This is a genomic window from Microbacterium jepli (assembly GCF_047237905.1).
Classification (GTDB): Bacteria; Actinomycetota; Actinomycetes; order Actinomycetales; family Microbacteriaceae; genus Microbacterium.
This window is the reverse complement of sequence record NZ_JBDFLW010000005.1, coordinates 2,630,164-2,652,394: the sequence shown is the minus strand read 5'-3', so window position 1 is coordinate 2,652,394 and position 22,231 is coordinate 2,630,164. Positions and strand designations below refer to the sequence as shown.

General features: G+C 73.1%; 19 protein-coding genes. 10 read left to right on the top strand and 9 right to left on the bottom strand.

Annotated features, from left to right (window positions below):
• Positions 1-19 precede the first annotated feature (19 nt).
• A complete protein-coding gene (locus ABC304_RS16855) occupies positions 20-1,429 on the bottom strand; it encodes an O-antigen ligase family protein (RefSeq protein WP_412932540.1) in 1,410 nt (469 codons plus the stop codon).
• A gap of 42 nt (positions 1,430-1,471) precedes the next feature.
• Here ABC304_RS16855 and manA point away from each other — a divergent pair, with 42 nt between their 5' ends.
• The 4 genes from manA to ABC304_RS16835 all read left to right on the top strand — a co-directional run bounded on the left by manA (position 1,472) and on the right by ABC304_RS16835 (position 7,488).
• The gene (manA, locus tag ABC304_RS16850) at positions 1,472-2,644 is read left to right on the top strand and encodes a mannose-6-phosphate isomerase, class I (RefSeq protein ID WP_412932538.1); all 1,173 of its coding nucleotides are present in this window, start codon (positions 1,472-1,474) and stop codon (positions 2,642-2,644) included.
• 143 nt (positions 2,645-2,787) lie between these two features.
• The gene (locus ABC304_RS16845; RefSeq protein ID WP_127094892.1) at positions 2,788-3,105 is read left to right on the top strand and encodes a WhiB family transcriptional regulator; all 318 of its coding nucleotides are present in this window, start codon (positions 2,788-2,790) and stop codon (positions 3,103-3,105) included.
• Positions 3,106-3,208: 103 nt separating this feature from the next.
• A complete protein-coding gene (locus tag ABC304_RS16840) occupies positions 3,209-6,079 on the top strand; it encodes a glycosyltransferase (RefSeq protein WP_412932537.1) in 2,871 nt (956 codons plus the stop codon).
• Positions 6,076-7,488, top strand: a complete 1,413-nt coding sequence (locus ABC304_RS16835; RefSeq protein WP_412932536.1) for a DUF5719 family protein — start codon at positions 6,076-6,078, stop codon at positions 7,486-7,488. Before ABC304_RS16840 ends, ABC304_RS16835 begins: the two co-directional genes overlap by 4 nt.
• Positions 7,489-7,504: 16 nt before the next feature.
• On the opposite strand, the gene ABC304_RS16830 is transcribed toward ABC304_RS16835, so the two are convergent.
• A complete protein-coding gene (locus ABC304_RS16830; protein ID WP_412932534.1) occupies positions 7,505-7,948 on the bottom strand; it encodes a metallopeptidase family protein in 444 nt (147 codons plus the stop codon).
• A 344-nt stretch (positions 7,949-8,292) separates the two neighbouring features.
• On the opposite strand from ABC304_RS16830, the gene ABC304_RS16825 reads away from it, so the two are divergent.
• Positions 8,293-8,496, top strand: a complete 204-nt coding sequence (locus tag ABC304_RS16825; RefSeq protein WP_127094896.1) for a DUF3499 family protein — start codon at positions 8,293-8,295, stop codon at positions 8,494-8,496.
• A 94-nt stretch (positions 8,497-8,590) separates the two neighbouring features.
• Entirely contained in the window at positions 8,591-10,075 is a 1,485-nt protein-coding gene (gene ahcY, locus ABC304_RS16820; RefSeq protein ID WP_412932532.1) for an adenosylhomocysteinase, read from the top strand.
• A 10-nt stretch (positions 10,076-10,085) separates the two neighbouring features.
• Here the strand turns inward: ahcY and ABC304_RS16815 are convergent, their stop codons facing one another.
• The gene (locus tag ABC304_RS16815; protein WP_412932531.1) at positions 10,086-10,946 is read right to left on the bottom strand and encodes an RDD family protein; all 861 of its coding nucleotides are present in this window, start codon (positions 10,944-10,946) and stop codon (positions 10,086-10,088) included.
• Positions 10,947-10,962: 16 nt separating this feature from the next.
• Between ABC304_RS16815 and ABC304_RS16810 the strand changes: the two genes are divergently transcribed.
• The 3 genes from ABC304_RS16810 (at position 10,963) to katG (ending at position 14,897) form a co-directional block, all read left to right on the top strand.
• Complete coding sequence (locus ABC304_RS16810) at positions 10,963-11,958, top strand: stage II sporulation protein M (RefSeq protein ID WP_412932529.1); 996 nt, start codon at positions 10,963-10,965, stop codon at positions 11,956-11,958.
• A gap of 94 nt (positions 11,959-12,052) precedes the next feature.
• Positions 12,053-12,553 carry a Fur family transcriptional regulator gene (locus ABC304_RS16805; protein WP_412932527.1) on the top strand — a complete coding sequence of 167 codons (501 nt, stop codon included), beginning with the start codon at positions 12,053-12,055 and terminating at the stop codon, positions 12,551-12,553.
• A 31-nt stretch (positions 12,554-12,584) separates the two neighbouring features.
• Positions 12,585-14,897, top strand: coding sequence for a catalase/peroxidase HPI (gene katG / locus ABC304_RS16800; RefSeq protein ID WP_412932525.1), 2,313 nt, complete (start codon positions 12,585-12,587; stop codon positions 14,895-14,897).
• Between the two features lie 64 nt (positions 14,898-14,961).
• On the opposite strand, the gene ABC304_RS16795 is transcribed toward katG, so the two are convergent.
• The 6 genes from ABC304_RS16795 to ABC304_RS16770 form a co-directional block, all read right to left on the bottom strand.
• Positions 14,962-15,750: an MIP family channel protein gene (locus tag ABC304_RS16795; RefSeq protein WP_412932524.1), complete on the bottom strand. Its 789-nt coding sequence runs from the start codon at positions 15,748-15,750 to the stop codon at positions 14,962-14,964.
• A gap of 152 nt (positions 15,751-15,902) precedes the next feature.
• Positions 15,903-17,210, bottom strand: coding sequence for a DUF58 domain-containing protein (locus ABC304_RS16790; RefSeq protein ID WP_412932522.1), 1,308 nt, complete (start codon positions 17,208-17,210; stop codon positions 15,903-15,905).
• A gap of 6 nt (positions 17,211-17,216) precedes the next feature.
• Positions 17,217-18,188 (bottom strand): AAA family ATPase, encoded by a 972-nt coding sequence (locus ABC304_RS16785; protein WP_412932520.1) that lies wholly within the window; start codon positions 18,186-18,188, stop codon positions 17,217-17,219.
• Positions 18,185-19,339 (bottom strand): DUF4350 domain-containing protein, encoded by a 1,155-nt coding sequence (locus ABC304_RS16780; RefSeq protein WP_412932518.1) that lies wholly within the window; start codon positions 19,337-19,339, stop codon positions 18,185-18,187. The genes ABC304_RS16785 and ABC304_RS16780 overlap by 4 nt, the downstream gene beginning before the upstream one ends.
• On the bottom strand, positions 19,336-20,019 hold the full coding sequence (locus tag ABC304_RS16775) for a DUF4129 domain-containing protein (protein WP_412932516.1): 684 nt from the start codon (positions 20,017-20,019) through the stop codon (positions 19,336-19,338). The genes ABC304_RS16780 and ABC304_RS16775 overlap by 4 nt, the downstream gene beginning before the upstream one ends.
• Positions 20,016-21,386 carry a hypothetical protein gene (locus tag ABC304_RS16770; RefSeq protein WP_412932514.1) on the bottom strand — a complete coding sequence of 457 codons (1,371 nt, stop codon included), beginning with the start codon at positions 21,384-21,386 and terminating at the stop codon, positions 20,016-20,018. The genes ABC304_RS16775 and ABC304_RS16770 overlap by 4 nt, the downstream gene beginning before the upstream one ends.
• Positions 21,387-21,549: 163 nt before the next feature.
• Between ABC304_RS16770 and mtrA the strand changes: the two genes are divergently transcribed.
• Entirely contained in the window at positions 21,550-22,230 is a 681-nt protein-coding gene (gene mtrA / locus ABC304_RS16765) for an MtrAB system response regulator MtrA (protein ID WP_127094908.1), read from the top strand.
• Position 22,231 lies beyond the last annotated feature (1 nt).

The following is a 22,231-nucleotide window of genomic DNA, read 5'->3' as shown; positions in this document are numbered from 1 at the left end:
GCGCCCGCGACGCCCGTGCTCACCCGGGCTTGACGACCGGCTCGACCGGATCGCCCAGTTCCATCGCGAGCGTCTGCTCTGCGGGCCCGACGCCGATCAGCGGGGACTGCTTGATCTTGAAGGCGAACAGGAGGAGCAGCATCCATCCCCACACCATGAGGGGAGCGGACTCGGAGAGCCCCTGCACGATGAGGACGGCTCCTAGCAGCGTCGGCAGAAGGGTGAGCGGCGAGTACGGGCGGTCGGCGCGCAGATCCCACCGGGGGCGGTCGACGGCGAAGAACCACGAGCGCCAGACGAACGCGAGATAGGTCAGGCCCATCAGCACGATGCCGATCACGCCGAGCTGGAAGTAGACGTCGATCCACATGTCGTGGGCCTGGATCACCGTCCGGCCGTGGGTGACGATCCAGCCGTCGAAGGCGGGATCCCACGGCAGCCAGGGCGTCGCGAAGCCCCAGCCGGCGGCCGGGCGCTCACCGGCACGCGCGAGCACCGTCTGCCAGATGCCCTCGCGCGCGTCCAGGTCCTCCGCGCGGTCGAGTGCGCCGAACACCGGACCCCTCCAGAGCCACAGCGCGATCAGTCCGCCGACGCCGATCACCGCGTAGCCGACGTAGTACTTCGTGCGCTGCCCGGGGCGTGAGGCGGTGCGCATGAGGAGGACCGTCGTGAGCACGATCACGACGCCGACCGCGGCGAGGGCGGCGGTGGCGGAGGAGGCCCGCACGAAGAGGAAGGCCGAGAGCAGCATCCACCCGATCAGCAGCACGCGACGCGGGGCACCGTTGGAGTACCGGATCGCGAAGACGATGACCGCCATGAGCGCCGCGGCGGCGAGGAGGTTCGAGCTGCCCCAGATGCCCTGCAGCCGGCCGCCGCCGAAGAGAGCGCCGCTCGACCAGTGCAGGGCGGGATCGACGGGCTCGGTCGGCAGGACGAAACCCGGGAGGAGCGGTCCGCGGACGATGAGGGCGACGGCGACCTCGAAGACCAGGGAGAGCCCGATCGCCCACTTGAACGCGGACGCGATGGCGCGGATGACCTCGCGCCACGTCAGCACCGCCGCGACGAAGAAGGCCTGCATGCTGGTGATGACCAGCAGGGCCCAGGTGAGGGCCGAGGTCATGGGCCACGCCGACCAGAGGATCGACAGTCCCGCGAACAGGATGTAGCCCATGGCGTACCAGGGCAGCCGGCGCCACTGCACCGTCGGGCGGATGTTGAGCCACAGCACGGCGGAGACGATCCCGCCTGCGGCGAGGAGGGCGGCGGCCCCCGCTGCACCCAGCGCGTGGACCATCGCCGGGCCGGCCACGGCCTGGAAGAGCAGGAAGATGCACCAGCCGCGCAGGAGGAGGTGCCGCGTCTTCTCGCGCACCGGCGCGGCCGGAAGGGGGGACACCGGATGCTTCGTGTGGACCGCCATCGTGCCCTCAGGGTACCGCGGCCGCGCGTTTAGGCTGGAGGGGTGCTGATCCGTCTGTCGAACACCCCCCGCGACTACGCCTGGGGCTCGACGACGATGATCGCCGAGCTCGAGGGCCGCGAGCCCAGCGGCAGGCCGGAGGCCGAGGTCTGGTTCGGCGACCACCCCGGGGCGCCGGCGCGCGTGGAGGACGGCACGGGCCGCACGCTCGACGACGTGCTCGGCGCCGAGAAGCTGCCGTTCCTGCTGAAGCTGCTGGCCGCGGCATCCCCTCTCTCGATTCAGGCTCACCCGTCGATCGCGCAGGCGCGCGAGGGCTTCGCGAGGGAGGATGCCGCGGGTGTGCCCCGCGACGCCGGCCACCGCAACTACCGCGACGACAATCACAAGCCCGAGGTCATCGTCGCGCTGCGCGACGGCTTCGAGGCGCTCGCGGGTCTGCGCGACCTCCCGGCCACGCTGCGGCTCCTCGAGGGGCTCGGCGAGGCCGCGTCACCGCTGCGCGACCGGCTGGACGTCGCGAGCCCGGACGCCTCGCTCCGCGCGGCGATCGGATGGCTGCTCTCCGGCGAGGCGCAGGACGAGGTCGACGCCGTCATCGCCGCCGCGACGACGGCCGCGGTGCCCGGGTTCACGGCGGAGCTGGCTGTCGCGCGACGTCTGGCGGACGCGGCGCCCGGCGACCCCGGCATCGTGGTGGCGCTGCTGATGAACCTCGTCACCCTCGCCGCGGGGGAGGCGGTGTTCGTCCGCGCCGGGGCGCTGCACGCCTACCTCGGCGGCCTCGGGGTGGAGATCATGTCGGCCAGCGACAACGTGCTGCGCGGCGGCCTCACGCCCAAGCACGTCGACGTGACCGAGCTGCTCGCGGTGCTCGACACCACGACGGGTCCCGCGGGAATCCTGGCTCCGGTCGCCGAGGGCGCGGGCATCCTGCGCTTCGCGCCGCCGGTCTCCGACTTCGCTCTGCTGCGCATCGACGCGTCCTCCGCCGGCGCCGTGCCGCTGGACGGACCGGCCATCGCCCTCTGCACGGCAGGACGCGTCACGGTCCGCGGCGCGGGCGGAGCGGAGATCTCGCTCGAGCCGGGACAGGCCGCGTTCGCCTCGGTCGAGGAGTCTCCGCTGCAGGTCTCCGGCGGAGGCGACCTGTTCCTCGCGGAACCCGGAGCGACACCCGACCGCGCTCCTGGCGACGCCGTTTCCGCTCCCTGACAGGCGACACGCCATCGGCGCGTCGTGAAGGTTCAAGGGGTGGGTGAGGCTTTATGATCCGCGACTTGACCGGAGCGAATTACACCGGTGTAATTGGTTCGAACACGCGGACCAGCGTGGGGGGATACAGGCAGGAGAACGATATGACGGGTTACCGTTCCGGCGTTCCCGATAATTGGTTCGTCGATCCGGTCCAGCTGGGCGTGCCGGGGGTGCGTCGTCCCGTCGAGGGAGTCGACGACAACCCGCTGTCCTGGCAGACCGACGCGCTGTGCGCGCAGACCGACCCCGAGGCGTTCTTCCCTGAGAAGGGCGGATCGACCCGCGACGCGAAGCGGATCTGCACGACGTGCGATGTGAAGGGCGAATGCCTGGAGTACGCGCTGCAGAACGACGAGCGCTTCGGCATCTGGGGCGGTCTCAGCGAGCGCGAGCGCCGCAAGCTCAAGCGCCGCGCCTGATTCCGCGGTGACGGCGGGTGCGCCCGCGCCCGAGGCGCTGATCTCGCGCCCGCGGCGCGTGCGCCCCGATGGCACCGGGGGAGGCGCTTAGGCTGACTGCGCCATGCCCGCCAGAGTCCACGCCATCCTCGTTGTGCGCCCCGACGGCCGCGCACCGGCGGCGCTGCACCTCGCGCGGACCCTGTCCGCCCTCGATGACCAGCAGCGTCGGGTCGACGCGCTGACGATCGTCCTCTGCGGCTCCGACGACACGCTGCGCGAGATGGCCGCGGCGTCCGGGGCGGAGTCGGTCATCACGACGGGAGCCGGTACGCGCTTCGCCGCGGCAGCCGCCCTCGCGACTCCCCGGCTCACCGGCGACGCGGTCTGGCTCCTCGCCCAGGACACGGCGCCCGAGTCGGATGCGCTCGCCCGCCTCGCCGGCGCGCTGGAGCTCGCCCCCTCGGTCGCCTTCGTCGCCCCCAAGCTGGTGCGCTGGGACGACCGCACGCAGATCGTCTCCCTCGGTGTCACCATGACGTCGCTCGGCACGGCCGTGGGCCTCGCCGACGGCCAGCTCGACCAGGGGCAGCACGACGCGGCCGAGGACGTGCTCGGCGCGGATGTGCGCGGACTGCTCGTGCGGACGGATGCCTGGCGACGACTCGGTGGTCTGGACGGGGCCCTCCGCGGCGCCGACGAGGGACTCGACCTCGGGGTACGGGCGAGACTCGCCGGCGCCCGCGTCTCGCTCGTGCCGACCGCACTGGCGGCCACCGCGGGAGACGGCGTCGCCGGCGTGCCCGCCCCGCTCAGTCCGCAGCGGGTGCAGCACCGCGCGTTCATCGAGCGCACCGCTCAGCTGCATCGCCGACTGGCGTATGCGCCCGCGGCCGCCGTGCCGTTCGTCTGGCTCTCGCTATTGCCCCTGGCCGTCTGGCGCACGCTGGTGCACCTGGTCGCGAAGCACCCGGTGATGGTCGGCATCGAGTGGGGCGCCACGGCGACGGTCATGGCGCGCCTCGGCGCCATCGCCCGGTCGCGCGGGCGCATCCGGGCGGCCCGCCAGGCGCCCTGGAGCCAGCTCTCCGCCCTCCACGCCACCCGCACCCAGCTGCGGGAGCGCCTCGACGACGAGGCCGAGCCCGTCCCCCTGGGCGCTGCACGGCCCCGGGAGGAGCTGCGCTTCTTCATCGGCGGCGGTGCGTGGCTGGTTCTGGCCGCGCTCATCCTCAGCGTCGCGGCCTTCCCCGCGCTGCTCGCGTGGCCCGTCATGGGCGGGGGAGCCCTCGAGCCCCTCCGCGCCACCGTGGCGCAGCTGTGGGCCGACGCCGGCTATGGACTGCGAGCGACCGGGCTCGCCACGGTGGCCCCCGCCGACCCGTTCGCCGCGGTCGTCGCGCTCCTGGGCACCCTGTGGCCGGCCGAGCCCTCCCGCGCGCTCGTGCTGCTGTGGCTCGCGGCGCTTCCGCTGGCCGCGCTCGGCGGCTGGTTCGCCGCGACGCGGGTGACCTCGCGGTCGTTCCTGCGCATCGTCGGCGGAGTGGTGTGGATGCTGGCCCCCGCGTTCCTGACGGCCCTGGTCGACGGACGCCCCACCGGCGTGCTGGTGCACCTGCTGCTGCCCTGGCTGTTCTACGCCGGGAGCGTGGCGCATCGCTCGTGGGCGGCGTCGGGCGCGGCATCCCTTCTGTTCCTCGCGGTCCTCTCCTGCGCGCCCTCGCTGGCACCGGCTCTGCTGGTGCTGACGATCGCGGCCATCATCGTCAACGTGGCGATCCGCGGCGCGCGCGGCACGGCCCGCCTGGTGTGGCTGATCGTCCCGTCGGCGGTCGTGTTCGCACCGCTCGTCTGGGTGCAGGTGCGCGCGGGCAATGCTCTCGCCCTGCTGGCCGACCCCGGCGTGGTCTGGGCGGGTCCCGTCGTTTCGGCCGACGCGACCGGGCGCGCGCTCCTCGCCGCCGGCCTGCCGACGTCCGACCCCGCGGGGTGGGGCGCGTTCCTCAGCGGCGCCGGCGTCGACATGCCCGTCTGGTGGGTGCCGCTTCTGGCCGCGCCGCTCGCGGTGCTGGCGCTCGTCGCCCCGCTCACCCAGCGCTGGGCAGCCGGAGCCGCGCTGCTCGCCATCACCGCGGCCGGACTCGCGACGGCATTCGCGGCGGTGGGCGTCACCGTGTCCTTCGCAGAGTCCGCGCCGGTCGGCGTGTGGCCGGGGGCGGGCCTCAGCCTCGCGTGGCTCGGCGTCATGGGCGGGGCGCTCGTCGCCCTCGACACCGGACTCGCGCCGCGTCTCGTCGCCGTGCGGACGGCCGTCGGGGCGCTGGTCGTGGTCGCCGTGTGCGTGCTCGCCGTCCCCGCGCTGACCTCGCTCGGTCGCCCCGGAGCCTCCGCCCTGACCAACGGCCCGGAGAGCACCCTCCCCGCCTACGTCGCCGCCGCCGGTCGCGAGGACGCGTCGGTCGGCACGATCACCATCACCCCGCAGAACGCCGGCGGGGCCGCCGGCCGGATCGTCTGGGGCGGCAGCGATACGCTCGGCGGTCAGTCGACCGTGTCGGCGACCCGGCGCACGGCCTCGCCCGCGGACGTCGAGGTCGCCGACCTCACCGCCGACCTCGTCTCCACCGGGGCCGGCGACGTCGTGGAGCGGCTGACCCGGGCGGGCGTCGACTTCATCCTGCTCGCCCCCGCGGCGGCGCCGGAGTCCGACGTCGCCCGCGCGTTCCGGCTGAGTGCCGCCACCGCGATCGATCAGCGCGACGGCCTCGACGCCGTCGGCACGACCTCGAAGGGCGAGCTGTGGCGCTTGACGACGCCCGCCGACCCGCGACCCGAGGCCGCAGCATCCGTCTCGACCATCGCCGCGTGGATCGCCGTCCTGCAGCTCGCGATCGTCGCCATCGCGCTGCTCCTGGCGCTTCCCACCCGCGTCTCCCGACGCACCGCACGCCGCTCCTCGCGCGTCGTCGGCCCGTTCTGGCAGGAGGGTCGATGAGCGACCGCCGCGGTTTCCGCTGGGCCACCACCGGTGCCCGCCTCGTCGGCGGCACGGTCGCCGCCGCGGGCTTCGTCGTGCTCGTCGTGACCGCCGTGGCCGCTCCGTGGCCGACGACGGCGCGCGAGCCCGTCTCGGTGCAGGCCGCGCCCGCGCCGGCCGACACCGTGGTCTCGTGCACCGGCGGCCTGCTCGCGCTGGGCCGCGACGCTCGGGATCCGGCACGACTCACGGTCGCCGCGGCGCCGTCGGTCACGGTCGGCACGCCGAACGGCGCGGCGGCGCCGCCGGAGACGACGCTGTCGGGATCGGGTGCGCTGAGCTCCGGCGGGACCGCCTACACGGCACCGCCCGAGAACGGTGCGCGTGTGGATGTCGCGGCCGCCGCCTCCGCGGTCGCCACCGACGACGACCTCCGGGGCTTCGCCGCGTCCGCGTGCCGACAGCCGCTCATGGAGTCGTGGCTCGTGGCGGGGAGCACCGCGACCGGCTCCGCGGACATCGTGCTGCTGTCCAACCCCGGTCCGGTCCCGGCGTCGGTCGAGCTGACGGTCTACGGACAGTCCGGCCCGGCCGTGCCGCCGGGCGGATCGGATCTCGTCGTCCCCGCGGCCACGCAGATCGCCGTTCCGCTCGCCGGCATCGCGCTCGGCGAGACCGCGCCGGTCATCCGCGTGACGGCCACGGGGGCGCCCGTGCAGGCCGCCATGCAGTCCTCCCTCACGCGGACGCTCGCCCCGGTCGGCGTCGATCAGGCCGGGCCCTCGGCGGCGGCGTCGACGGACGTCGTGATCCCCGGCGTCGACGTCACGGTCGCCCCGGTCTCGGGCGCCACCGAACCGACCACCCTGCTGCGCGTGCTGTCGCCGACCGCCGACACCACCGCCACGGTCACGATCACCCGGGTCGGCAGTGCCGAGCCCGTGACGCAGCCGGCGAGCGTGGCGATCGCGGCGGGTGTGCCGACGCAGGTCGACCTGACCGGCCTGGCGGTCGGACGCTACGTCGTGCGGGTGACCGCGGAGGCCCCTCTCGTGGCCGCGCTCTGGCACACGACCGGGATGACGGAGGGATCGGACTTCGCCTGGTACACCCCCGCCCCGCCCGTCACGGCAGCGAGCGTCTTCGCGACGGTCGCCGGCCCCGCGCCGGTGTTGAGCCTCGTGAACCCCGGCGCGGCGGACGCCGCTGTGCGCGTCGTCGCAGCCGACGGCTCGGACGATCAGACCGTCACGGTCGCGGCGGGTTCCTCCGCGTCGCTCACGCTGGACGCGCGCACCGTGTACACGCTCGACCCGTCGGGCGGCACGATCGACGCCGCGCTGTCGATGTCGGGAGACGGGGCCCTGGCCGGCTACCCCGTGTGGCCCTCCGCGGCGGCGGTGCCTACAATCACCGTCTACCCGTGACGGCGACCGCTCCCGGTCAGAAGTAGCGGAAGCGCTCCGGCCCGAGGTCCCACGGGTCGCGGTCGAGGTACTCGGCCGCCGCGCGGAAGACGCTGCCCTCGACCATCATGCGACGGTGCAGCTCGTCGTCGCGGTGCGGGTGCCCCAGGCGCTCGACGGGCAGCCGGAAGATGACGATGCGCTTCTCATCACGGAGCGTCTGCCAGCGCGGGATGCCGTCGGCATCGCTCGCCGGGGGCATGTCCGCCACCTCGAAGCTCACGTCCTCCAGCTCCGACCAGGCGGAGCGCAGAAACTCCGCGGCGGTGCCGACGGCCAGGTCGAAGCGCTCGGCGCGCGTATCGAGCGGGGGAAGCGGCGGGCGCACCACCGGGCTGCGGTCCTCACGGCCGTGACGGCCGTGACGGGACGGCCGCCTGCGGGGCACCGGGGTGCTCGCCGCCGATCGTCGCCACGCCATGCGTTCATCCTAGATCCGGCGCGGCACCGCCGTGAGGCTCCTCCGGCGGCAGCTCTTGCGGTGTGCGGGAAGACGGAGATGTGCAGCATGCCGGACCGCGTGTGCCCGCAGCATCCGTGTTCGTGCACATCTCCGTGATTTTGCGCACTTGGGGGACGGGCCGGCGGTGACTCGTGCGACGCGGATGGCCTGCGGGCGGAAGGACGGAGATGTGCAGGATGCCGGACCATCTGTGCCCGCAGCATCCGTCATCGTGCACATCTCCGTGATCCTGCGCACTCGGCGCGGGCGACAACCGGCGCGGCCTCCCGGAGGGCTCCTCCGCCGCGACTAGCATGACGACGATGCGCGAGAGACTCTGTTCCAAGGTGGCGTGCGCCCGCGAGGCCGTCACGACGCTCACCTTCGACTACGAAGACCAGATGGCCGCGCTCGGTCCGCTCGGTGCGGGCGACGATCCGCACGCCCATGACCTGTGCGCGATCCACACCGATCGGCTCTCCGTTCCGCGCGGCTGGATGGTCGTCCGCCACGAGACGGTGCGCTGAGCACACCCACCCAAAGGCGACCCGCACCCTCGGAACCGGCGCCATGACCCGCACGCCGACGGACGTTTCGCGGCGTCATCCGGAGCCGGCCGTCATGCCGCGGTGGGAAGATGGCGGCATGACGACCACCTCCGTCTCCACCAGGATCGACTTCGACGTCGCCGATCTCCGTCTCGCCGAGGCCGGACGCCACCAGCTCCGCCTCGCGGAGAACGAGATGCCGGGGCTCATGGCCCTCCGCCGGGAGTTGGCCGCGACACAGCCGCTCGCGGGCGCGCGCATCGCGGGGTCGCTGCACATGACCGTGCAGACCGCGGTGCTCATCGAGACGCTCGTGGCCCTCGGCGCGCAGGTGCGCTGGGCGAGCTGCAACATCTTCAGCACCCAGGACGAGGCCGCCGCGGCCGTGGTGGTGGGTGCCGGCACGCCCGACGACCCCCGCGGCGTGCCGGTGTTCGCCTGGAAGGGCGAGACCCTCGAGGAGTACTGGCGCTGCACCGAGCGCATCTTCGACTGGTCGGCCGAGGGCTTCGACGGCCCGACGCTGATCCTCGACGACGGCGGCGATGCCACCCTGCTCGTGCACAAGGGCGTCGAGTTCGAGAAGTCGGGGAGCGTCCCGGATGCCGCGCCCGGCGATTCGCGGGAGTACGGAGTCATCCTCGACACCCTGCGACGCAGCCTCGCGGCCGACGCGCAGCGCTGGACGCGCGTGGCCGCCGGGCTCGTCGGCGTGACGGAGGAGACGACCACCGGCGTGCACCGCCTGTACGAGCTGGCCGCCGCGGGCGAGCTGCTCTTCCCCGCGATCAACGTCAACGATTCCGTCACCAAGTCGAAGTTCGACAACAAGTACGGCATCCGCCACTCCCTGCCCGACGGTCTCAACCGCGCCACCGACGTGCTGATCGGCGGCAAGGTCGTGTTCGTCTGCGGCTACGGCGATGTCGGCAAGGGCGCCGCCGAGGCGCTCCGCGGTCAGGGCGCCCGCGTCATCGTGGGCGAGGTCGACCCCATCTGCGCGCTGCAGGCCGCGATGGACGGCTACCAGGTCGTCCCGCTGGACGACGTGATCGGCGAGGTCGACATCGTCGTGACGGGCACGGGCAACAAGGACGTCGTGACCGTCGAGCACCTCCAGGGCCTCAAGCACCTCGCCATCGTCGCCAACGTCGGCCACTTCGACGACGAGATCGACATGGCGGGGCTGGCCGCGATCCCCGGCGTCGAGGCGGTGGAGATCAAGCCGCAGGTGCACGAGTGGCGCCTGCCGTCGGGCCGCAGCATCCTGGTCCTGAGCGAGGGTCGGCTCATGAACCTGGGCAACGCGACCGGACACCCGTCGTTCGTCATGAGCGCCTCGTTCACCAACCAGGTGCTCGCGCAGATCGAGCTGCACGCGAATCTCGCCGCATACCCCGTCGGGGTGCACGTGCTGCCCAAGGCGCTCGACGAGAAGGTCGCGCGCCTCCACCTCGACGCGCTCGGGGTGAAGCTCACGACGCTGACGCCGGCTCAGGCGGCCTACATCGGCGTGCCGGTGGACGGTCCGTTCAAGCTCGACCACTACCGCTACTGACGGCGGCGGTTCAGCGCTCGGGGTAGCCCCGAGGGCCGTCGGGCGCGCCGGCGACGAGCCGCTCGACGCGGCGTTCTTCGAGCTCGAGGGCGCGCAGCTCGCGGTCGTGGCGCACGGCGGCCACGCCACGGAGCAGCAGTTCCGGGTCGACGGCGGGCACGGGGGAGACCAGGTCGCGCACCTCCGAGGCGAGGGATGCCGCGACCCGGGCACGCGCCGAGGGCTCCATGTTCTCCGCCTGGCGCACGAACTGCGCGATGCGGCGGGCCAGGCGGTCGGGCAGGCGCGCGACGTCCGCGACCTCGGCCCAAGCCGCCAGCGCGGGCGGGGCGCCCGGGGCGGGCGGCGGGAGCTTCGGTGCACGCGTGCGCTCGGAGTAGGTGCCGGCCAGGAGGTCGCCCAGGCGCTGCGCCCGCGGCGTCAGCGCGCCGACGACGCCGGCCACGGCGCCGAGGGTGAACCACAGCTCGAACACGCCGACGAGCGACCGGATGAACGCCTGACGGAAGCCGGAGGCGCCGCCGTCCGAACGGACGACGCGCGCGCCCACGGCGAGCCGGCCGAGGCTGCGGCCCCGTGTGGCGGTCTCGACCGTGGTGGGCACGACCACCGCCACGATCACCAGCATCGTAATCGACAGGATCGGGAACACCGCGGGGTCGACGGCGCCCTGCGCGGCGAGCCAGGTGGCGACGAGCGCGAACAGGAGGAAGGCGCCGGCGCCCACCGCCATGTCGATGAGAACGCCGAGCGCACGGAGGAAGAAGCCGACGGGCTGCACGTCGAGCGCGACGGCCTCGCCGGTGAGGATCTCGTCCTGCGCCAGCTCCACCCGGATCGCGCCGGCGGGCGTGGTGGCGTCGGACGGCATGCGTACAGTTAACCAAATGGACCTCGACGCCCTCACCGCCGCCCGGCGCGAGGAGTGGGCCCGCCTCGACGAGCTGGGCCGGCGCCGGCGCCTGACCGGCCGCGAGGTCGACGAGCTGGTGGCCCGCTACCGGTCCGCATCCGCCGATCTGGCCGACATCAAGACGTCCGCCGGTCGCACACCTCAGGGCGATCACGTCTCCACACTGCTCGCGCAGGCCCGCCTGCGACTGACCGGCGCGGGCGACGACGGCCTGCGACGGCTCTCGCGGTTCTTCCTGCTTCAGCTGCCCGCGGCGCTCTACCGCGTGCGGTGGACGACGCTGATCATCGCGGCGGGCTTCGCGGCCGTGGCATCCCTCGTCGCCGTCTGGATCTCGCAGGACCCGCAACTGGTCGCATCGCTCGGCACCGAGGCGCAGCTGCAGGACTACGTGGACAACCGCTTCACGCAGTACTACAGCGAGAACCCCGCCGCGGTCTTCGCCGGAACGGTGTGGACCAACAACGCCTGGATCGCGGCGCAGTGCGTGCTCTTCGGCATCACCGGCCTCTGGCCGCTGATGGTGCTCGTGCAGAACGCCATCGGCATCGGCACCACGGCGGCCGTGATGACGGCGTTCGACCGCGGCGACGTCTTCCTGCTCTACATCGCTCCGCACGGGCTGCTGGAGCTGACCTGCATCTTCGTCGCCGGTGCGGCGGGCCTCCACATCTTCTGGGCGTGGGTCGCGCCGGGGGCGCGCTCCCGGGGCGAGGCGCTCGCGCAGGAGGGTCGATCCCTCGCAACGGTGGCGATCGGCCTCGTGCTCGCTCTCGCGCTCTCGGGCGTCGTCGAGGGCTTCGTGACCCCCCAGCCCTGGCCGTGGCCGGTCAAGATCGGGCTGGGAGCGCTCGCCCTCGGCGTCTTCCTCATCTACATGCTCGTGATAGGCCGCCGCGCGCACCGCCGCGGCGAATCGGGAGACCTGACCGAATACGAAGCCGGCACACCGCGCCTCGTCGCCGGCTGACACCTGCCGGCACCGATTTCGATCATCGGATGTTCATCGGGCTCTCACGGGCCGTTGTTTTGAACTGTTCAAAACCAGCGGATACGCTGAAGTCATGGAGATCGGAGCTTCGGAGCACGGCGACACGGCCTCGGCCGCGCTGCTCCGCGGCGCGGGGCTGCGGGTCACCTCGCCCCGTCACGCCGTCGTCGAGGCGCTGCGGGAGGGGTCGCACGCCAGCGCCGAGGAGCTGTACGCGCACGTCGCGCGCCACCGTCCCGAGACGAGCCTGCAGTCGGTCTACAACGCGCTGGGAGACTTCGTGGATGCCGGTCTCGTGCGTCGCATCGAGCCCGCCGGCCGTCCGCGGCTGTACGAGCTGCGCGTCGGCGACAACCACCATCATGCGGTCTGCACATCGTGCGGCGCCGTCGCCGACATCGAGTGCGCGACCGGGGTCGCGCCGTGCCTCGTGCCCGCCGACACCGCCGGCTTCGTCATCCGGACGGCGGAGGTCACCTACTGGGGCCTCTGCTCCGCGTGCGCCGCCCGCGCGAATGGATCCGCTGCCAGTACGGCCGTCGCCGACACCGCCCACTTCTCCGACCACCCCTGACCGCCTCTGACCGCCTCTCGAAAGGGAACACATGAGTGAGAACGACGACATCGCGACCGGCATCGGCAGCGAGCCGACCGATACGGACCAGTCCGTCACCGACATCGACACGCCCGTCGACGAGCGCGAGGACGGCGAGACCCGCCCCAGCCCGAACCCGGACGACGCGACGTGCCCGGTCATCCACGACCGCCAGCCGCTCCCGGTCAACGGTTCGGCGAACCGCAAGTGGTGGCCCGAGCAGCTGAACATCAAGATCCTCGCCAAGAACCCCCCGGCGCGGAACCCGCTGGGCGAGGGCTTCGACTACCGCGCGGCCTTCGAGTCGCTGGATCTCGCGGCCGTCAAGGCGGACATCGCGCGCACCCTGACCGACAGCCAGGACTGGTGGCCGGCGGACTTCGGCAACTACGGCCCGCTCATGATCCGCATGGCCTGGCACAGCGCGGGCACCTACCGGGTGACCGACGGACGCGGCGGCGGCGGCACCGGCCAGCAGCGCTTCGCGCCTCTCAACAGCTGGCCCGACAACGTCAGCCTCGACAAGGCGCGGCGCCTGCTGTGGCCCGTCAAGAAGAAGTACGGACAGAGCCTGTCGTGGGGCGACCTGATGATCCTCACGGGCAACGTCGCGCTGGAGACCATGGGCTTCTCGACCTTCGGCTTCGGCGGAGGCCGCCCCGACGTCTGGGAGCCGGACGACGACGTGTACTGGGGTCCCGAGACCACCTGGCTCGGCGACGAGCGCTACTCCGGCGACCGCGAGCTGGAGAAGCCGCTCGCGGCGGTGCAGATGGGTCTCATCTACGTCAACCCGGAGGGGCCCAACGGCAACCCCGACCCGCTGGCGTCGGCCCGCGACATCCGCGAGACCTTCGGTCGCATGGGCATGAACGACGAGGAGACCGTCGCCCTCATCGCCGGTGGTCACACCTTCGGCAAGACGCACGGCGCGGCGCCCGACACGAACGTCGGGGACAACCCCGAGGCCGCCGGCATCGAGAGCCAGGGCCTGGGCTGGGCGAACAGCCACGGCACCGGCAAGGGGGATGACACCATCACCTCGGGTCTCGAGGTCACGTGGACCTACCACCCCACCCGGTGGGACAACGAGTACTTCCACATCCTCTACGCCTACGACTGGGAGCTCATGCGCAGCCCCGGCGGCGGACACCAGTGGCGGCCGGTGAACGGCGGCGGCGCCGACATGGTGCCGCTGGCGCACTCCGACGGCCGTCGCGAGCCCCGCATGCTCACCAGCGACATCGCGCTGCGCGTCGATCCCGCCTACGACGAGGTCTCCCGCCGCTTCGCAGCGGACCCCGAGGCCTTCGGCGACGCGTTCGCCCGCGCGTGGTTCAAGCTCACGCACCGCGACATGGGGCCGATCGCCCGCTACCTCGGTCCCGAGGTGCCCACCGAGCAGCTCATCTGGCAGGACCCGGTGCCCGCCGTCGACCACGAGCTGATCGATGACGCGGATGCCGCCGAGCTGAAGCGCCGCATCCTCGACGCGGGGCTGAGCGTGGCCGAGCTCGTCGCCACGACGTGGGCTGCGGCATCCACCTTCCGCGGCAGCGACAAGCGCGGCGGCGCCAACGGCGCCCGTATCCGACTGGCCCCGCAGAAGGACTGGGAGGTCAACAAGCCCGCTCAGCTCGCGCGCGTGCTCGGGGTGCTGGAGGGCGTGAAGGCGACCTTCGACGCCGAGCGCGGCGACGGCCGGAAGGTGTCGCTCGCCGACCTCATCGTGCTGGCGGGCAACGCCGGCGTGGAGAAGGCGGCGCGGGATGCCGGTGTCGAGGTCACCGTGCCGTTCCGGCCCGGTCGCACCGACGCCACTCAGGAGCAGACCGACGAGCACTCGTTCGGCCACCTCGAGCCCGCTGCGGACGGCTTCCGCAACTACCAGGGACCGCTCGCCGGGCTGCCCGCCGAGTACCACCTGCTCGACCGGGCCAACCTGCTGACGCTGACCGCGCCGGAGATGACGGTGCTGGTGGGCGGACTCCGCGTGCTCGGTGCCAACTGGGACGACTCGGCCTACGGCGTCTTCACCGACCGCCCGGGCGTGCTCACGAACGACTTCTTCGTGAACCTGCTGGACCTCGGCACCACGTGGAAGCCGCTCGACCCGGGCTCGCACGCCTTCGAGGGACGTCGCGACGGCTCCGGCGAGGTGCTCGGCCGCGGCACGCGCGTCGACCTGCTGTTCGGGTCGAACTCGGAGCTGCGCGCGCTGGCGGAGGTCTACGCCTCCGACGACGCGACGGAGAAGTTCGTGCACGACTTCGTCTCCGCCTGGGGCAAGGTCACGGAGCTCGACCGCTTCGACCTCATCTGATCTCCGCCTGAACGACGAAGCCCGCCCCGGTGCGCCGGGGCGGGCTTCGTCGTTCGATGCGGCGTCAGTTGACGCGCGCCTCGGACTGCAGCGGGGGCAGGTCGACCCTCTCGAAGAGGGCGCGGTGCAGCCAGCCGGCCAGCAGGCCGCCCACGACAGGGAAGACCAGGAAGACCCAGAGCTGCGACAGCGCATCGATGCCGCCGTACAGCGCGGTCGCGAGGCTGCGGGCGGGGTTGACCGAGGTGTTGTCGATCGGGATCGAGGCCAGGTGGATCGCGACGAGCGTGAGGCCGATCGACAGTCCCGCCACGTTGCCGTTGCCGCGCTTCGTGTGGGTGACGCCGAGGATCACCAGCACGAAGATCGCGGTGAAGAGCACCTCCGCGATGATCGCCGCGCCGAGGCCGAAGCCGCCGGGGGAGGAGGCGCCGTAGCCGTTGCTGGCGAAGCCGCCGTCCTGCGCGGTGGCGAGCCAGTCGTCGGGCCCGAACAGGCCGATCAGCACGAGGAGGGTGGTGCCGACGGCACCGCCGACGAACTGCGCGACGATGTAGGCGGGCGCGTCCTTCCAGCTGAAGCGACCGGCCGCGGCGAGGCCCAGGGTCACGGCGGGGTTAAAGTGCCCTCCGGAGATGTTGCCCCAGGCGTAGATGCCCGCCATGAGGGTGAGGCCGAAGGCCAGCGCGACCCCGACGAAGCCGACGCCCAGCGGGGTGCCGTTGTCGGCGAGTCCGAAGGTGGCGGCGAACAGCGCGGTTCCGATGGAGCCGAAGACGAGGAGGAACGTGCCGAGGGCTTCGGCGGCGAGCTTGGTGACCGTGGTGGGCGGGGTGGCGAGGGTGTCCGACATGAGCGTCCTTTCCGGGTGTGCTGAGACGGTATCGCGCGGGACGAGAGCCGTTCCGCCGATTTGACGACGACGCCCGGATGTGAGTGAGGAGGCCACGCCCCGCGGCGCGGACGTCGCGCGATGTCCTCAGCGAGAATGACGGCGGGTCGCCGTCACAGGCGGCCGGCGGCCTTGAGCGCCAGGTATCGGTCGGCGATCCGCGGGGGCAGCGCCTCCGGAGTGTCGGCGATCGCGTCCGCTCCGCCGCGGGCGAGCGCGTCGGACACCCGGCGGGCGTCGCGGAGGCTTCGTTCCGCGGATGCCGCGCAGTAGACCTCGTCGCTCGTGGCGCGCTGAGCGGCGATGTCGTGCAGCCGGGTGTCGGTGGCGGTGCCCACGACGACGTGCCCCGCGCGGCCGAGGCCGGCGAGCGAGCCGAGGAGGCCGCGAGCCGACTCGGGCGCGTCCTGTGCGGTCAGGATGACGACGAGGGCGGGTCGCGAGACGAGTGAGCGCACCTGGGCGAAGGCGGCATCCCAGTCGGTGTCGATGAGCTGCGGCTCGACCGGGGCCATCGCGTCCACGAGAGCGGGCAGCAGCGCGGTGCCGTCCACCCCGGTGACGCGTGCCCGCACGATGCGGTCGAACATGACGAGGTGCACGTGGTCGCCGGCGCGGGCGGCGAGAGCGGACAGGAGCAGCGCCGCCTCCATCGCGGCATCCAGCCGCACGCCGTCGCCGACACGGGCGGCGCTGGTGCGGCCGGTGTCGATGAGGATGACGACATGGCGGTCGCGCTCGGGGCGCCACGTCCGCAGCATGGTGGTACCGGCCCGCGCGGTCGCGCGCCAGTCGATGGAGCGCACGTCGTCGCCGCGCACGTACTCCCGCAGCGAGTCGAACTCGGTGCCCTGCCCGCGCACCTGCACGCTCGTGCTGCCGTCGAGCTCACGCAGGCGCGCCAGCCGCGACGGGAGGTGCCGGCGCGAGGCGAAGGGCGGCAGCACCCGCACCACGCCCCGCGACTCGACGCGCCCCTGGCGCCCGGCCAGGCCCAGGGGGCCCTGCGCGCGGATCACGACGAACCCGCTGGACAGCTCGCCGCGGCGCCGCGGCACCAGCGGCACCCGCAGGCGCCGGCGCTCGCCGGGCGGCACGTCCAGCCGCATCCGCTCGGCGGGCGCTCCCGCCGTCGGCTGCCAGGCATCGCGCACCTGTCCCCGCAGGCGGCGCGGCCCGGTGTTCGCGACGGTGAGGACCGTCTCGACTGGCTCGCCGAGTCGCACCCGCGCGGGTGCCGAGCGCTCGATGCGCGCGCGGCGCGGATCGGCGGCGGCCGCGGCATCCGCTCCTGCGACGACCGTGCACGCGACCAGCCACAGGACGGCCGTCAGCCAGGGGTCGACGCCCACTCCCGACAGCACGACGACCGGCACGACGCCGGCGGCGACGAGCAGGGGGAGACGACCGGTGACGTACACGGCGGATCAGATCGGGACGCGCGTCTGCTGCAGCACGCCGGTCAGGACCGCGTCCACGGACACGCCCTCCAGCTCGGCCTCGGTGCGCAGGCGGATGCGGTGGCGCCAGGCGGGGATCACCATCGTCTGCACGTGGTCGGGGGTGATGGCGGGGTAGCCGCCGAGCCACGCCCACGCCTTGGCCGCGGCCAGCAGCGCGGTCGACGCGCGGGGGCTGACGCCCAGCTGAACCGACGGGCTCTGGCGCGTCGCCCGTGCGAGGTCGACCACGTAGGCGAGCACGTCGTCCGAGACGGCGACGGATGCTGCGGCCCGCTGCGCCGCGCGGATCTCGGCGGCCCCGACGACCGGACTGAGGTCCTCCAGGGCACGCGGATCGAAGCCGGCCGCGTGACGCCGCAGCACGGCGATCTCGGCATCCCGCCCCGGCACGTCGATCACGAGCTTGAGCAGGAAGCGGTCGAGCTGGGCCTCGGGGAGCGAGTACGTGCCTTCGTGCTCGACCGGGTTCTGCGTCGCGGCGACGAGGAACGGGTCGGGGAGAGCCCGCGTCACCCCGTCGGTGGACACCTGGCGCTCCTCCATGGCCTCGAGGAGCGCGGACTGCGTCTTCGGCGGCGTGCGGTTGATCTCGTCGGCCAGCACGACGTGCGTGAAGATCGGTCCCTCGCGGAAGTCGAACTCGCCCGAACGCGCGTCATAGACGAGCGAGCCGGAGACGTCGCCGGGCATGAGGTCGGGCGTGAACTGGACGCGCTTGGTGTCGAGCCCCAGTGCGCGGCTGAACGACCGCACCAGCAGCGTCTTCGCGACGCCGGGAACACCCTCCAGCAGCACGTGACCGCGTGAGAGCAGCGCGATGAGCAGCCCCGTGACGGCGCCGTCCTGGCCGACGACGGCCTTGCCGACCTCCAGTCGGACGCGGTTCATCGCATCGCGGAGGGCGGCGTCGTCGAGGGTGGTCTCGGGGAGGGTCATGGGCGGTTCCTTTCGGGTCGCACGGCCGCCTGGACGGCGGTCTCCAGGTCGCGAAGGCTGTCGCTCAGGGCGAGGAGCTGCCGATCGTCGGTGGGGAGGTCGTCGAGGAGGATGCCGCGCAGGCGGCTCCGGTCGACGCCGAGGCGGTCGGCGGCCGCGTCGGCGATCTCCGGTGCCGAGGCCGCGGGGCCGAGGGCCAGCGCACGGCCCAGGCGGGCCAGGGCGCCGATGCGGAGCTGGTCGGCGGCGTGCACGGCGTCCCGCGACCTGCCGTAGAGACGGGCGCGGCCTTCCGTGGTCTCCGATGCCCGCACCGTCACCGGGAGGCGCTCGGCGACGAGTGGGCCGAAGCGTCTACCGCGCCAGACGGCGGCAGCGAGGCCGGCGCCGAGCAGGAGCACGATGGCGGGGGTGACCCATCGGGGGGTCAGCTCGCCGAGTGATGCACCGGAGGCCCCCGCGTCGGCGTCGGCGATGCCGGGGACGAACCAGACCAGTCGCGGCGTCGCGCCGAGGAGGTTCACGGCGAGGGCGGCGTTGCCGGCCGTCGCCAGATGCTCGTTGGACAGCAGCGTCCGTCCGTCGACGGCCGTGACGTCGCCGGCGGTCAGCAGGGCGAAGGCGCCGCCGTCGACCGGGTAGCAGCCGTCCACGCCGGCACCGGGGGAGAAGACGTCGCCGGGTTCGATCGCGCCCGCGCGGTCGGCGGCGTCGTTCCCGCACCGCGGCTCGACGGTTCCCTCGGGCGCCACGCCGTCGGACCGCGACCCGGAGAGCAGCAGCCGCAGGTCGCGCGAGCTCGGATCGATCAGCACGACGGAGGGTGCGGCATCCGCCATCGTCGTGAGGGTCTCGTTGGCGAGGTAGCGCGCATCGGCGATCGCCAGCGTCGCGGAACCGTCCGACAGCGCGCGCGAGGCCGTCGCCCGGTCGCGGGCGACGACGACGTCGACGCCGCGCTCGGCGAGGATGCGGGCGAGGGCCCGACCGCCCTGCGGTGCGGCGGAGTCGGGGTCGAGCGCATCGCGCTGGGCCCACTGTCCGGCGCCGGAGATCACCGAGCCGAGGATGCCGACGAGCACGACCACGAGACCGATCACGGTCCAGGCGACGACGGCGCGACGGCGCGACGTGGGTCGAACGTCGGTCACGACGGCGACCCCGTCGGGGTCGCGGGGCTGAGGGGCGTCCGACGCTGCACGTCGTCGTCGACGGCGACGATGCGCTGGTACAGCTCGGCCGTGCCCGGGCGGCGGAGGTAGCGCACGTCGTCGAACGCGGCGGCCGCGGAGTCGAGCTCGCCGGCCGCGTCCGGGAAGGCGCGGGCGGCGGCGCGGGCGAAGCCGTGCACCGTCGTGCCGGGCGGCGCATCCACGACACCGCGCTCGTCGAGGCCGCGGGCGAGGGCGCGGAAGCGCAGCACCACCGCGTCCACCCAGTCGCCGGCGGCGGCGCTCGCCTGCGCGTCCGCGCGCAGCTGCGCGGCCGTGCGCTCCTCGGCCTCGCCGAACAGCTCGCCGGCGGGCACAGTGCGGGAGCGCACGAGCGCGCGCGGGCGACCCCAGATGAGGAGAGCGGCGACCACGAGCGCGATGAGCACCACGACGACGATCACGGCCAGGAGCGAGCCCCATCCGCCCTCGACCTGTCCGTTGAAGAGGTTCCCGAAGAAGTCGCCGATCGCGCGGGCGAGCCGGTCGATCGCCGTGGGCTCCGACACGGCGTACGACGGGTCGGTCAGCTCCTGCTCCGCCCAGCGTCGCGCCTCATCCCCGTCGGGGGTCAGAGGCGGCGCGTCGAGGCCGAGGGGCGGCAGGAGCGTCGCGATCACCGGGCGTCGCGGTCCTCGGAGGATCCGGGGGCGGCCCAGCGGGTGGCGGAGGGCTGCTCGTCAGGCGCGGCGGCGCTCGCCGGAGGCGCGGGCTGAGGCGGCGGGTACGGGCCGTCCTGGGGGGACACGCCACCCTGCGGGTGCGAGCCGCCCTGTGGGTACGAACCGCTCTGAGGGTACGACCCGCCCTGCGGGTACCCGCTGTTCTGCGGAGAGCCCGGCGCGGGAGCGGCGTACCCATAGGGTGCCGGTGCCGCCGCATACCCTGCGGGCGGGGCGTACGACGCGGGCTGCACGCCGTAGCCGCCGTATGCCGGTGGGCGCGGGATCTCGCGACCGATGTGCGCGCGATACGGGTCGGGCAGGCCCGTGGCCCCGGCATCCCGCTGGTCCACGTACGACAGCAGATCGGCGTCGAGGCCCTCGCGGCGCATCCGGCAGTCGATGTAGATGAGTGCGACGGCGGTCGACTGCACCACGACCGCGACGGCCTGGATGGCGAGGGTGAGCACCTGCACCAGCACGCTCGTGGCGAGCACGGCGATGATCGAGGTCGCGTCGGGCTCACCGGTGGGCGCAATGATCGTGCCGAGCCCGCTGGAGAGGAAGGAGAAGGGGATGCTGATGACCTGGCCGATGGCACCGAAGACCATGCTGATGATGACGATGATGCCCAGGGCCGGCCAGAAGCGACCGCGGATGAGCAGCCAGGAGCGGCCGATCGCCTGCCCGATGCGGGCGTCCTCGAGGATGATCGCCGAGGCCACCAGCGACAGCTTCGTCGAGAGCCAGAGGGACAGCGGGATGAGGCCGATGGCCGACAGGACGATGAGTCCCACAGCGACCGGCAGGGAGGCCTGAGCGATGAGGAAGAGCAGCCCTGCCAGGATCCCCAGCAGCAGGAAGACGGCGACGCTGACGAGCGCCGTGAAGCCTACGAGCCGCCAGGCCACCGGCCGCACCCGGCGCCACAGCGCCCGGAGCGGGAGCTTCTCGGCCAGCACCGCCGCGGCGACCTCGCTCACGACGACGCCCTGCACGAGCACGCTCATGGCCCCGGCGGCGAGACCGAGCACGATGCCGGTCACCGCGGTGAGGGCGATGGAGCCGGCGGTGACCGCCTCGAATTCATCCGTGCCCCAGCGGAGGGTCTCCAGGCGGGAGAAGGTCAGGAACCCGACCCCGACGACGCCGAGCAGCACGACGAGGTAGCTCACCACCTGTACGGGCAGGGCGAAGCCCAGGAGCACCTTCGGGTTGTGTCGCAGGACCGAGAAGGACCTGCCGAGGATCGTGCCGAAGCCCAGCGGGTGGAGGGGGATGATCCCCGGACGGGTCGCCGGTGTCCAGGCCGGGTACGCGCTCACGAATCCTCCTCCTGCCGTGCCTGCGTCCATCGTGTCACAGGCGTCCCGCCGCCCCGGCCTCCCACGGCCGCTCTCCAGGAGCGTCCACTAGGGTGTGAGAGCGCACGGGGGATCGCGCGGCACGTCGTGCCGTCCCCATGGAACTCGAAGGACGCACGCACGCATGACCTCACGGATCCTGGTTGTCGACGACGACACAGCTCTGGCCGAGATGATCGGCATCGTGCTGCGCACCGAGGGATTCGACACGGTGTTCTGCGCGGACGGAGCCGCCGCCGTCGACGCGTGGCGCACGGAGCGGCCCGACCTCATCCTCCTCGACCTGATGCTGCCCGGCATGGACGGCATCGAGATCTGCACGCGCGTGCGCGCCGAATCCGGCATCCCGATCATCATGCTCACCGCCCGCACCGACACAGCTGACGTCGTGCGCGGTCTCGAGGTCGGCGCGGACGACTACATCGTCAAGCCCTTCAACCCGAAGGAGCTCGTCGCCCGCATCCGCACCCGCCTCCGGCCCGCCGCCCAGGCGGCCGCCGAGACGCTGCGCATCGGAGACCTCTCCGTCGACGTCGCCGCGCACGAGGTGCGTCGCGGCGACGAGGTCATCGCCCTGACGCCGCTCGAGTTCGAGCTCCTCGTCGCCCTCGCCGCGAAGCCCCAGCAGGTCTTCTCCCGCGAGATGCTGCTCGAGCAGGTGTGGGGCTACCACTACAAGGCCGACACCCGCCTGGTGAACGTGCACGTGCAGCGTCTCCGCGCCAAGGTCGAGCAGGACCCCGACAACCCCCGCATCGTCACGACGGTGCGCGGCGTGGGCTACCGCGCCGGCGCTGTGGTCTGAG